The sequence below is a fragment of the Enterococcus sp. C63 genome (assembly GCF_040887215.1).
Lineage (GTDB): Bacteria > Bacillota > Bacilli > Lactobacillales > Enterococcaceae > Enterococcus_B > Enterococcus_B hirae.
Genome location: NZ_JBFOFI010000007.1, coordinates 1 through 12,973, shown reverse-complemented (window position 1 = coordinate 12,973; position 12,973 = coordinate 1). Strand labels below are relative to the sequence as shown.

Genomic DNA, 12,973 nt, shown 5'->3' with positions numbered 1-12,973 from the left:
TCGAAAAATTCATTCTAAATCTATCAAAACACCTTCTTTGAGACTAAGAAATTCAAAGAAGGTGTTTTGTCTTATAGAACAACCAAATAAGTCAGCTTGTTTATTTGGTCAAAGAAAAAGGGAAGTCTTCAGCGTCGTGTTTTGTAGGATTAGGAACAATCCCCAACTGATAAGCAATCGTGCCACCAGTCAACAAGTCTTCATGTGTAAAGAAGAGTTTACGATAGCTAGTTTCGTTTCTTGTGATCTCATGGATGAATTGTTGTTGTGGGTGATTAGGGCTCGCTTCGATTGTTAAATGTTCACCATTAGACAACGTAAGCACAGCTTTGTCGACTAAAGGCATCCCGATGACATATTCACCTGTTCCTGGCGTGACAGGATAAAAGCCTAAACTATTAAAGATATACCAACCTGCCATGCTCCCATTGTCTTCATCTCCTGGATAACCGGTCGGGGTATCATCGAATGTTTGTGTCAGCAATTGTTTAATCAATGGTTGAGCCATTTCGGGTTTACCAATATAACTAAATAAATAAGGATAGTGGAAGCTTGGTTGATTGGAGATGGCAACTTGTCCAAACTCGATCGCTGCCATTTCGCTCATTTCATGGATCTCAAAACCATAACCGCCAACTTCAAAAGTCGGTGCTTGGTTACATAATTCAATCAGTTTTTCTTCAAATTGATCTGGTCCACCGTGAGCATTGATCAAACCAGCAAAATCATGGTAAACAGCAAAACTACTTTGCCAAGCGCTACCTTCTGCATAATCCTGACCCCAACGTGTGGAAGAAAACGGAGTACGGAATCTTCCTTCGGGATCTTTGGAACGCATGAAGCCGGTTTCCGGATCAAAGACATTTTGATAATTGAAAGATTGCTTTTGATAGTGTTGTGCGGTTGCTGCTTCATTCAAATCGGTGGCTACTTGGCTGATACAAAAGTCACTATAAGCGTAATCAAGGGTGTGGTTGATTGATTCGTGGTAAGTATTTGGTACATAACCATATTTTAGATAATCAGTCGTTCCTTGACGTCCGTAATTTTGTTTTTCACTTTGGATCGTAGCACCTTTTTTCATTGCTTCGAGAAATTCAGCCATTAAATCTTTACGGATTCCTTTAACCGAGGCATCAGCGATCACTGCATCAATCAATGTTCCTGGCATGAGTCCACGCTCATCTGGCGAAAGCCATTTTGGTAAAAAGCCAGTTTCACGATAGCTGTTCAAAAAGCCTTCAAGCATCTCTTCATATTTTTCGACAGCAATCAAAGAGTAAAGTGGATACACTGTTTTATAAGTATCCCAAAAACCATTATTGGTATAAAGTACACCTGGTTTTACACTTCGACTAGTGGTATCATAATGGATTTTTTGTCCGGTCGAGTCGATTTCATAGAACGTTTGTGGGAATAAAAATACACGGTAGAGATTGTGGTAAAACGTCCGTAACTGTTGCGGATCATGATGCTCGACTTTGATTCGGTCAAAATAGTTTTGCCATTGTTGTGAACTATTCAGCAAATAGTCATCAGGCGTTTGATGTAACTCTTGTTCTAGATTAAATGAAGCTTGTTCAGAACTGATGAAGGAAGTACCGAAACGAATGACTTGTTTTTTTACGTCGCCAAAATAAATCGGAACCGACCCAGCGTCATCGGCTGCTAACTGTGACAATTCCTTTGATTGGATTGGCTGTTCAAAATGTAAGACAAAATAGAACGTAAAATCAGGATCTTCGGCGCCTGAAAAATGAGTGACTTGTCCTTCAATCGTATAGGGATCTTTTAGAACTAATTGATGTTTACCAGGAAACGACAAAAGTAAACCGCTCTCATTTTTGTGGTAATCAATGGTTAGGACACCACCGTACATGCTAGGGATCAACGTGGAGCGAATACTATCACGTAATTGGTTGATTGTTAAATGAGTCGGACAGAATGTGCTTTCTTCTGGACGATACGAACTTTGTGCATGGAACAGGGTATTTTCAGGTAATAACCCATTGATCGGAGTGAAGACAAAATAGCTGAAGTCACCCATCCATGGACTTGGCTGATGAGTCAAACGGTAGCCTTGGAAGGTATGATCGTCAGGATGGAACCACCAGCTACCTTTTTGATCAGTTGTCTGTGGGGAAAAGTAATTCATCCCAAAAGGAACACCAGTATAAGGCTGGCAGTTCCCATTTGAGAAGTTCGCTTGATTGGCTGTACCGTGACGAGTATCAATCTGTTGAATGTTCATGTTAAATCTCCTTTGTTGAGTGTCGTTTAATAAATGAGACTGGTTGGCTCGTATCTTCGGGAATGTCATTTGTTTTGAGCCAAGTGATCAAAGCATTTCCTGCAAGTTCTCCTAGTTGGTGGAAATCTTGAGCAATCGTTGTTAATGGTGGATCAACTAAAGCGGCTGCTTGGATATCATCGAATCCAACGATCGAAAAATCATCTGGGATACGATAGCCTTGTTGTTTTAAATGATTCATCGTTTGAATAGCTACCAGATCGTTTTCGCAGACAAACGCAGTGACCTGATGTTCATTGATGTAGGTCAGTAACGTTTCAATCGTAGTGCCTTTTGCATCTAAAGTTGTATGAAACGGCAAATTGGCTTTGTCCAAAGCTTCCAGGTAACCCAAGTATCGTTGTCGGACAGATTGTGGATGCGCCTGTTCACCAAAAAGATAGGCAATCTTTTTATGCCCTTTTGAAATCAAATGAGCCGTAGCCAAAGAACCACCTTGGAAATTATCTGAAAGGACAGTTGGAAAAGGAAGTTCATAGATTTTTTTATCTAAAACAACAACTGGGAATTGTTTCAATGATAATTCAAAGAGCAGATCCAGATGTTGATCGGTCGCAAACGCATAATAAATCATTCCGTCAAATTCTTGCATGATTTCCTTCGCCGTTTTGTTTGCAAGAAAATCAACAGTCGTCATCATGACTTCTAACTGATTTTCTTGCATCACTGGATTTAGTCCTTTTGTAAAATCTCCGACAGAAAGGTCAGATAAAAAGGGAAGTAGGAACAGGATGCGACTATTTTTAATCACATCGTTTCTATTAAGATCACTAGTCGTTGCTTTGACAAAACTGCCTTTTCCTCTGACACGATAAATCAGACCTAATTGTTCTAATTCAGTTAATGCACGTTTAGAAGTGATTCGACTCACTTGATACTTGGCGGACAATTCCTTTTCGGTAGGTACCTGGCTGTCAACAGGTAACGAGCCATCAGCAATTGCTTGTTGTAAGTCATGAAAGATTTGTTGGTATAGTGGTTGATTCATAAAAGCACCTTCTTATAAGATATATCATATAAAGATCATAGCATAAAACCACTAAAAGTAAATAAGAAAAATCTCATTTTGAAAGCGTAGACAATTGCGAAGCGACGAGGTATAATCCTCTTATGATATATCAATAAAGAAAAGAGGAAAATAAATGGCATATAAAGATATACCAAAGTCAGTTCAACAGTTTATGGATGAAATTACTGCAAAATGTGGGGGAGAGCATGCAGATTGGGCAACGAATTTCTCTGCTGCCTTTGCTAATACATTGTTAACGACAGTCAAAAGACATGAAGACGGGACGACTTTCTTATTAACTGGTGATATTCCAGCGATGTGGTTGCGTGACTCCACCGCTCAAGTCCGTCCATATTTAGTCATTGCAAAAGAAGATGAAGACTTAGCTTCGATGATTAGTGGGCTTGTCAAAAAACAATTTGAATATATCAACATCGATCCATACGCAAACGCATTCAATGAAGAAGCAAATGGAGCGGGGCATCAAAGTGACCATACTGAAATGAATGATTGGATCTGGGAGCGTAAATATGAAATCGATTCCTTATGTTATCCTATCCAATTAGCTTACTTATTATATAAGAACACTGGTCGAACGGACCAATTGAATGATTCGTTTGTTGAAGGAATCAAAAAAGCCTTACATGTCTTCAAAACCGAACAAGATCACAATCAATCTCCTTATACTTTCGAAAGAGATACGACGAGGAAAGAAGATACCTTAGTCAACGACGGGCGTGGAAGTACAGTTGCACCAACTGGAATGACTTGGTCTGGTTTTCGTCCAAGCGATGATGCGTGTCAATATGGCTACCTCGTTCCTTCAAATATGTTTGCTGTAGTAGTGCTGGGTTATATTGAAGAAATCTTTACGAACATTCTCACGGAAGAAACAAGTAGTAAAGCAATCCTTGAAGAAGCCAAACGTTTAAAAGAAGATATCCAAAAAGGAATCGAAGACTATGCGTTGACTAAAAACCAACAAGGAGAAACCATCTATGCTTATGAAGTTGATGGATTAGGAAACGCTTCTATTATGGATGACAGTAATGTACCTAATTTGATTGCTGCTCCGTATTTAGGTTACTGTTCTACCACAGATGAACAATATTTGGCAACGAGAAAAACGTTACTAAGTAAAGAGAACCCTTACTTCTATGAAGGGAAATATGCAAAAGGGATCGGATCATCTCACACTCCAGAAAATTACATCTGGCCGATTGCATTAGCGATGGAAGGGATGACCACTGAAGATAAAGAAGAGAAAAAGCGGATTTTAGACTTATTAGTTGCGACAGATGCTGGTACACATTTGATGCACGAGGGGTTTGATGTCGATGATCCAAACAACTACACCAGAGAATGGTTCTCTTGGGCGAACATGATGTTTTGTGAATTAGTGATGGATTACTTTGATATTCGAGTAGCGAAATAGGAGGAATAAAATGAAAAAGAAAGTATATATCATTTCACACAGTCATTGGGATCGTGAATGGTACATGGCTTATGAACAGCATCATATGCGTTTAGTCGAATTGATGGATGATCTTTTGGAATTATTTGAAACCGATCCAGATTTCAATAGTTTCCATTTAGATGGACAAACGATTATTTTAGATGATTATTTACAAGTACGTCCAGAAAAGAAAGAAGCGGTGCAACGAGCAATTGATGCGGGGAAATTAAGGATCGGTCCTTTTTATATTTTACAAGATGATTTCTTGATCAGTTCAGAAGCGAATGTCCGTAATATGTTGATTGGAATGGAAGAAAGTAAGAAGTGGGGAACGCCTGTGATGCTCGGTTATTTCCCGGATACTTTTGGAAATATGGGGCAAACACCACAAATGATGAAACAAGCAGGACTTTCAGCTGCTGCTTTTGGACGAGGCGTAAAACCAATTGGCTTTGATAATCAAGTCTTGGAAGCAGAAAATTATTCTTCTCAATATTCTGAAATGTGGTGGAAAGGACCAGATAGCACAGAAATCTTTGGGTTACTGTTTGCCAATTGGTACAGTAATGGAAATGAGATCCCGGCTGAAAAAGAGAAAGCAAGAGCCTTTTGGGACCAAAAACTGGCAGATGCAGAGCAATACGCATCAACCGATCATCTGTTGATGATGAATGGAGTGGATCATCAACCGGTTCAAAAGGATGTAACAGCAGCAATCAAATTAGCGAATGAATTATATCCAGAGTATGAATTTATCCATTCCAATTTTGTCGATTATCTTGCAGCGGTGCAAAAGGACTTGCCAGAAGAACTTGGTTCCGTTGAGGGAGAGTTGACCAGTCAGGAAACAGATGGCTGGTATACGTTAGCGAATACTGCTTCAGCACGTGTCTATTTAAAACAATGGAATACTAAAGTTCAAAGACAAATTGAAAATATTGCTGAGCCATTAGCAACGATGGCTTATGAAGTTACTGGTAAATACCCCCATGATCAATTAGATTATGCGTGGAAAACGTTGATGCAAAATCATCCACATGACAGTATTTGCGGGTGTTCGGTTGATTCTGTCCATCGAGAAATGATGACACGTTTTGAAAAAGCAGATGAAGTAGGGAAGTATTTAGCAGAAGAAGCGATCAAACAACTTGCCCAAGCGATCGACACTAGCAGCTTACCAGCAAAAAGCTATCCTTTCTTAGTTATGAACACGGCTGGATCAGCAAAGACTGGTGAAGCAGAAATAACGATTGAGTTAGAAAGAAAATGTTTTGCAGAAGGAATACCTGAGAAATTATATGAAGAATTAGAAAAGCAACCACCAAAAAGCTATCATGTAGAAACATCCAATGGTGAAGAAGTCCCTGCATCACTATCAGAAACATTTGTGACGTTTGATTATGATCTGCCAAAAGATCGGTTTAGGATTCCTTACATGGCGAGAAAAATCACGGTCACTTTACCAGTGAGCGAAATGCCAGCTTTTTCTTGGAACACGTATGTATTAATAGAAGGAAAAGCTAAAGAAGAAAAAGAGACGATGATCCAAAACGATGGACGAGTATTAGAAAATCAACAAGTTCGGCTAGAGATCAAATCGAATGGCACCTTGACGTTGAAAGACAAATCAACGGGCAAACAACTAGATGAATTATTGACATTCGAAGATGTTGGGGATATTGGAAATGAATATATCTTCAAACAGCCTGAAAATGACCAACCTATTTTATCAAAGGAAATTGATCAAAGTACCGTAGAAGTCGTAACTGATACGAGTGAATTAGCACAAGTAAAAGTTACCCAGGAATTATTGATCCCAGTAGCTGCTGATGAACGTTTAGCAAAAGAACAACAGATGGTCATTGAGTTTCGTCACCGTAAAGCAGGTCGTTCAAAAGAAAAGCGTGTGTTAGAAGTAACAACTGTTATCACTTTAAGAAAAGATAGCAAAAAAATCGACTTTGAAACAAAAGTGAATAATCAAATGGATGATCATCGCTTACGTGTGTTGTTCCCAACAAAGTTACATGTGAAACAACATCAAGCTGATAGTATTTTTGAAGTGGTTACCCGTCCCAATGATGTATCAAGTAGTTGGGAAAATCCAACAAATCCACAGCATCAACAAGCGTTCGTTCATTTAGAAGGAAACGATTATGGAGTAACAGTTGGCAATTATGGATTAAATGAATATGAAGTAATCGATGACAGTGTGATTGCGGTGACTTTACTACGTTGTGTAGGGGAATTAGGAGATTGGGGATATTTTCCAACACCAGAAGCCCAATGTCATGGGGTACATTGCTTTAACTACAGTATCGAAGTGCATCAGCCAGAAGAAAAATTTGCTAGTTACCATCATGCTTATAGCGCACAGATTCCTTTTTCTACCACGCAAATGGCGATTCAAACAGGAACCTTGCCAGCTGAAAACAGCTATTTAACTTGCGAAGGGGAAACGTTTGCAATTACTGCTTTGAAACGAAGTAAATTTAGTGATAAAGTAGTGGTGCGTGGGTTTAATCTGTCCGGTCTTGATTCACCATTACAAATCACTAAAAATGGGAAACAAGGGGAATTATTGAATCTGCTAGAAGAAACAGTTGAGCAAACGATTGCTCCGACCGTTAGACCTTATGAAATTCGGACAATCGGATTCGAGGAGGAATAAGCAATGTATGGTGGAATAGAAGCAGGGGGAACAAAATTCATCTGTGCCGTTTCAAATGAAGGCGTTATCGTAGAAAGAGTAAGTATTCCTACAACTACACCTGAAGAAACACTAAAGTAAGTATTTGATTTTTTTGATCAATATGAACTAGAGGCGTTAGGGATCGGTTCGTTTGGTCCGATCGGTATTGATAAAAATGCCGATAATTATGGGTATGTTTTAGCAACACCTAAACCTGGATGGGGAAACTACAATTTTTTAGGCAGCATCCAAGAACGTTACGGGATTCCGATGGCTTGGACGACAGATGTGAATGCAGCAGCTTACGGCGAATTGCTAAAAGGAGCCGCACAAGGGAAAAAGAGTTGTATTTATTTGACTGTCGGTACAGGGATCGGTGCCGGTGTGGTCCTTGAAGGAGATATCTTTTCTGGACTTGCCCACCCAGAAATGGGGCATATCTGGGTAAAACGTCATCCAGAGGATACCTATGAAGGAACATGTCCTTACCACAAAGATTGTTTGGAGGGATTAGCGGCTGGACCTTCAATTGAGGCACGAACTGGAATCAAAGGCCAAGAACTTCCTCAAGATCATCCAATATGGGACATCCAAGCCTATTATATTGCTCAAGCATTGATCAATTATACGTTGACGTTAGCTCCTGAAAAAATCATTTTAGGTGGCGGAGTGATGAACCAAGACCATTTGTTGCATAAAATTCGACAACAATTCGTTGAGTTAATGGGTGGGTACATGGAAACGCCACAAGTAGATGAATACATTGTACGCTGGGGTCTGCCGAATGAGAGTGGAATTATTGGCAGCTTGCTTTTAGCAGAAAAAGAACATGGTAAACAATAAGGTGTATATATTCTATATATAGTAATAAAAAACGGCTAGAGGTGTGTCCCTAGCCGTTTTTTGATTGTGATCAGTAGTGGATTGCTCCTTACAATAGTGTCTTTACCATAAACCAGGGAGGGCTTTTGCTACAATGGTTTCTTGCGTGAAAGGATGAGACATGTGTAATTCTAACGCATGGAGCATGAGACGGTTCGCAGGCCGTGTTTGGTAAAGTGGATCACCGACAATGGGATGACCAATGTGAGAGAGATGGACCCTGATTTGATGGGTACGTCCGGTTTCCAAGACACAGTAAACCTGAGTCTGACCATTCACTACTTGATCAACGGAAACATGTGTGAGAGCCGTTTGACCTTTATAAGGATCTACCACCCGTTTTCTGCGATCGTGACGATCACGACCGATTTTGTCTTTCAAAATCAAATCCTCTTTGATTGTTCCCCAGACAAGTGCTTGGTATCGTCGATAAATCTTCTTTTGTTCCAACATTCTGCCTAGGATAGGTAAAACAAAGGGATTTTTAGCAAATAAAATTGCACCACTTGTTTCTTTGTCCAATCGATGCACGACATAAGGACGTTGCTCTTTTTTCTTTAAATACGCAGCTAAGTGATTCAATAAAGTATCATTTTCGGTTGGTTCATTCGGATGAGTTTTCATGCCGGCGGGTTTATTGACAATGAGTAAATGATCGTCTTCATATAATGGTTGGACGAAGGAAGCTTTACCCAATTGGACTTCTTGGTATTGATAATCGGTTTCTTCAAAACGTAACGTAATATGGTCACCAGCGTGGACTTCAAAATGAAATAAGGCAGGTTCTTGATTGATCCACACATTTTTTCTTATACGTAAAAAGTGGCGGACTTTTCTTGGAACGAGCCATTCTTGTTCTAATAATTCTCGAATGGTGGTTGTTGGCTGAGTGTCAGGTAACGTGATCGTGATTTCCATAAAAATACTCCTTTTAGCAAAAATGCAGCTCTATTGTACCATTTTTAAAACTTATTTAAGAAAAAAGTGACTAATTTCTGATACTTCTTATGCTAAACTATCGTCAAAACTTAAAAAAACAGTTTGCCTACATCTCAAGCAGGAAGAATGAAGAACGTACCTGTGGTAGAATAAGGCGATTCAATCAAATAGACAGGAGAAGAATAAATGGATTTTCAAAGCATTTTAAGTAAAATAAAAGCTGCTTTGATCAGTTTTTGGCATTGGATTAAACCTTATTTAGGGCGATTCCATCGATGGCGAAAACGTATATGGAAAAAGTATCATATCAATAAACTGATCCTATTGATTGGCTTGATCTGTGTATTGATCGTCAGTATCTATCTTTTTATTTTAGCAAAACAGGCAAATGTCTCCACATTAAAATCGGGGCTAAGTCAGTCTACCGTTATCTATGATAAAAAGAATGAAGAAGCAGGCACCCTTTATGCTCAAAAAGGGACTTATGTGGAATTGAATGCAATCTCTCCAGATATCCAAAATGCGGTTATCTCAACCGAAGATCGCAATTTTTATCAGCATCATGGATTTGATATCAAAGGGATCGCTCGGGCAGCAGTTCGGATGGTCCTTTCAGGTGGCACTTCTGGTGGAGGTGGGAGTACAATTACCCAACAATTAGCTAAAAATGCTTATTTGACACTTGATCAAACTTTTGACCGTAAAGCAAAAGAATTATTTTTAGCCATTGAAATTGAAAAGAAATACAGCAAAGAAGAGATTTTGACCATGTATCTCAACAATGCTTATTTTGGAAATGGGGTATGGGGCGTACAAGATGCTTCAAGGAAATACTTTGGGGTAGATGCTAATCAGGTTAATTTAGCAGAAGCGGCAACGTTAGCTGGGATGCTTAAAGGTCCGGGTATCTATAATCCGATCGATCATCTAGAAAATGCAAACAATCGAAAAAACACCGTATTGAGTGTCATGGAAGAAAACGGCAAGATCACGAAACAACAATACCAAACGGAAAGCAAAGTGGATATCAAACAATACGTGAAAGATACGTATGATAATTCGGAATCAGGCTATCGCTATCCTTATTACTTTGATGCCGTGATTGATGAAGCAGTCAATGATTATGGTTTAGATGAAGAAGATGTGATGAACAAAGGATACAAAATCTATACATCACTTGATCAAAATTATCAAAAACAATTAGAAACAACGTATCAAAACAATGCACTATTTCCGGCAAATGCTGCGGATGGGGCAATGGTTCAATCCGCATCAGTCGCATTAGATCCTAAAACTGGTGGTGTTGAGGCGCTGGTAGGGCGACGTGGGGAACATGTTTTCCGGGGATTCAGTTTTGCAACACAAATGAAACGTTCTCCTGGCTCAACGATCAAACCTTTGAGTGTGTATGCACCAGCGTTAGAAGCGGGATACACCCCAGCAAGTATTTTGAAAGATGAACCATTATCTTATTATAAAGCTCATAATTACGACGGAACGTACCGTGGTGAAGTACCGATGTATCAGGCAGTTGCTGAAAGTTTGAATCTTCCTGCTGTATGGTTGCTTCATGAAATCGGTCTTCAAAAAGGTTATGATAAAGCAGAAGAATTTGGATTGCCTCTATCGAAATCAGATAAGTATTATGGTTTAGCATTAGGTGGTTTAGCTAAGGGAGTTTCGCCGTTAACGATGGCTGGAGCTTACAGTGCATTTGCTAACGCTGGTAAAATGTACAAACCACATCTGATTACTAAAATCGTGGATTCAACGGGTGCAGTAATTGTTGATAAGACCAATGAAAAACCTAAACAAGTCATTTCAGAAGAAACGGCTAATCAAATGACTTCAATGCTGCTTGGGACTTTTTCTAATGGGACAGCCGTTGCAGCTAAACCGGCTGGTTACACAGTCGCAGGGAAAACAGGAACGACTGAAACCAATTTTGATCCTACCAAAGCTAACGACCAATGGATTGTTGGCTATACGCCTAATGTCGTGATTTCAACTTGGATGGGATATGAAGAATCTAGTGAATTGCATTATTTAGCAGGAACAAGTGGGAATGTGGTTGGTAAAGTCTTCAAATCGGCCGCAGAAGGCATTCTTCCTTATACCGAGCAAGAGCCTTTCCCTGTAGCAGATGCATATGCTACTGGCGGAAAAGTAGTCCCTGCTGATCAAGTCAATAATAATACGCAAACCAATGAGAACTCAGAACAATGGAAAGAAAATCTGAATAAATACGGGGAACAAGCTAAAGATGGGCTGAAAAATATCGGTGATATGGTAAAAGAAGGCGTAAGAGGTTTAGGTGAAGCTGCGAAAGATCTCTGGCGGAAATATCAAGGACAGTAATCCTATGAAAAACGATAAACAAATGGTACAATAAAACTAAACGATCTATAGAAAAGAGGCTAACTATGTCAAATATTTATGATAGCGCAAATCAAATCGAACGCGAGATTCGCGAATTGCAAGAATTCAAAGCTTTAGAAGAAGCCTATGCAAAAGTTAAAGCAAATGAAGAAGCACATCGTCTATTCAAAGATTTCCAAGCGATGCAAATCGAATTGCAAGAAAAACAAATGAGCGGGCAAGAATTTAGCGATGAAGATGCAATGAAAGCGCAAGAAATGGCAATGAAAATTCAAACAGAAGAAGTGATCAATGATTTGATGCAAAAAGAACAACAATTCAGCACGATCATCAATGACTTGAATCGCATCATCATGACACCAGTTAGAGATTTATACAGCGAATAATTAACGTTGTAGAAAATAATTTAGCCAGAACAAGCAAAAGCAACGTAAAACAAAATTGTTTTGCGTTGCTTTTTTAGTATGAAGAAATCAGACGGGGATAACTCATAGAAAATTAGCTTATTTTTCATTGTTTAATAAATAATTATTGTTAACCTAGCTATAATAGCTGATTTTGTCTATTATAGAAGCGTAGAAATGTCTATTCAAGTAGTGAATTTCTCTCATATAAAGCAAGGAGGTGGAGCGATGAAACACAAAAAATTTTCTTGGAAAGATTTTTGGGAAATCAGTGGCTCGTATCTTTTCACGATTATTTTGCTACCCGCATTTTATTCTTTAACTACAAATCAGCCATTAACAAATGTTTTTAGCGACCAATATCTGATCGATATTCTTCTCTTGTTTCTTTTTGTGATCTTGCCATTAGCTATTTATAAAGGTGTGCGGTATCGAAAGTAAGATATGAGAGATATTTGATGTTTGAGCATGAAAATAGTTAGTCATTGCAGTAATCGTCTGAAGTACCGATGAGTCTAAATAAGAAGATAGGCAACTAAAGTAGGTTAGACCAATAGAGAGAAATAAAGTAAGGTACTGCTAAAATTAATTTTTAGCTTGACCATTCTTTTTTTTAATGGTAAAGTAATTGACGTTGCTGAAAAAGAGAAAAAGATCGTGAAATTTATTTAGAAAAATTCATTGACATTTACTTTTTAAGGTGATAAGATAACTAAGTCGTAAAAAATCAATAGCTTACGAAGCTTGATTTCATCGAAAAAAACTTTAAAAAGTTGTTGACAAATAACAAACGACGAGTTATGATAAATGAGTTGCTGAAACACTTCTGAAAAACGAAGTTAAAAAAACTTTAAAAAAAGAGTTGACAAACAAACGTCGCTCTGATATGATATAAAAGTTA

At 38.7% G+C, this 12,973-nt stretch carries 8 protein-coding genes and 1 pseudogene; 6 read left to right on the top strand and 3 right to left on the bottom strand.

Annotated elements, in window-relative coordinates; all coding sequences use genetic code 11:
• Window positions 1-100 precede the first annotated feature (100 nt).
• Both AB3H90_RS10625 and AB3H90_RS10620 read right to left on the bottom strand, forming a co-directional pair.
• Window positions 101-2,251, bottom strand: a complete 2,151-nt coding sequence (locus AB3H90_RS10625; protein ID WP_368016700.1) for a GH92 family glycosyl hydrolase — start codon at window positions 2,249-2,251, stop codon at window positions 101-103.
• Between the two features lies 1 nt (window position 2,252).
• Window positions 2,253-3,299, bottom strand: coding sequence for a GntR family transcriptional regulator (locus tag AB3H90_RS10620; protein ID WP_368016699.1), 1,047 nt, complete (start codon window positions 3,297-3,299; stop codon window positions 2,253-2,255).
• A 154-nt stretch (window positions 3,300-3,453) separates the two neighbouring features.
• On the opposite strand from AB3H90_RS10620, the gene AB3H90_RS10615 reads away from it, so the two are divergent.
• The 3 genes and pseudogenes from AB3H90_RS10615 to AB3H90_RS10605 all read left to right on the top strand — a co-directional run bounded on the left by AB3H90_RS10615 (window position 3,454) and on the right by AB3H90_RS10605 (window position 8,311).
• Entirely contained in the window at window positions 3,454-4,755 is a 1,302-nt protein-coding gene (locus AB3H90_RS10615; RefSeq protein WP_368016698.1) for a glycoside hydrolase family 125 protein, read from the top strand.
• 10 nt (window positions 4,756-4,765) lie between these two features.
• Complete coding sequence (locus AB3H90_RS10610) at window positions 4,766-7,447, top strand: alpha-mannosidase (protein ID WP_010737059.1); 2,682 nt, start codon at window positions 4,766-4,768, stop codon at window positions 7,445-7,447.
• 3 nt (window positions 7,448-7,450) lie between these two features.
• Window positions 7,451-8,311, top strand: a pseudogene (locus AB3H90_RS10605) (ROK family protein).
• A 102-nt stretch (window positions 8,312-8,413) separates the two neighbouring features.
• On the opposite strand, the gene AB3H90_RS10600 reads toward AB3H90_RS10605, so the two are convergent.
• Window positions 8,414-9,268, bottom strand: a complete 855-nt coding sequence (locus AB3H90_RS10600; protein WP_126343110.1) for an RluA family pseudouridine synthase — start codon at window positions 9,266-9,268, stop codon at window positions 8,414-8,416.
• 207 nt (window positions 9,269-9,475) lie between these two features.
• Here AB3H90_RS10600 and AB3H90_RS10595 point away from each other — a divergent pair, with 207 nt between their 5' ends.
• From AB3H90_RS10595 to AB3H90_RS10585, 3 genes are all read left to right on the top strand, one after another.
• Entirely contained in the window at window positions 9,476-11,647 is a 2,172-nt protein-coding gene (locus tag AB3H90_RS10595; RefSeq protein ID WP_368016697.1) for a PBP1A family penicillin-binding protein, read from the top strand.
• Between the two features lie 65 nt (window positions 11,648-11,712).
• Entirely contained in the window at window positions 11,713-12,054 is a 342-nt protein-coding gene (locus AB3H90_RS10590) for a YlbF family regulator (RefSeq protein ID WP_368016696.1), read from the top strand.
• 246 nt (window positions 12,055-12,300) lie between these two features.
• A complete protein-coding gene (locus AB3H90_RS10585; RefSeq protein ID WP_010720912.1) occupies window positions 12,301-12,513 on the top strand; it encodes a hypothetical protein in 213 nt (70 codons plus the stop codon).
• The last annotated feature ends 460 nt before the right edge of the window (window positions 12,514-12,973 follow it).

Coding starts and splice junctions, on each gene's coding strand:
- AB3H90_RS10600 (WP_126343110.1), bottom strand. CDS start 9,268: ATGGAAATCACGATCACGTTACCTGACACTCAGCCAACAACCACCATT.
- AB3H90_RS10615 (WP_368016698.1), top strand. CDS start 3,454: ATGGCATATAAAGATATACCAAAGTCAGTTCAACAGTTTATGGATGAA.
- AB3H90_RS10595 (WP_368016697.1), top strand. CDS start 9,476: ATGGATTTTCAAAGCATTTTAAGTAAAATAAAAGCTGCTTTGATCAGT.
- AB3H90_RS10590 (WP_368016696.1), top strand. CDS start 11,713: ATGTCAAATATTTATGATAGCGCAAATCAAATCGAACGCGAGATTCGC.
- AB3H90_RS10620 (WP_368016699.1), bottom strand. CDS start 3,299: ATGAATCAACCACTATACCAACAAATCTTTCATGACTTACAACAAGCA.
- AB3H90_RS10625 (WP_368016700.1), bottom strand. CDS start 2,251: ATGAACATTCAACAGATTGATACTCGTCACGGTACAGCCAATCAAGCG.
- AB3H90_RS10610 (WP_010737059.1), top strand. CDS start 4,766: ATGAAAAAGAAAGTATATATCATTTCACACAGTCATTGGGATCGTGAA.
- AB3H90_RS10585 (WP_010720912.1), top strand. CDS start 12,301: ATGAAACACAAAAAATTTTCTTGGAAAGATTTTTGGGAAATCAGTGGC.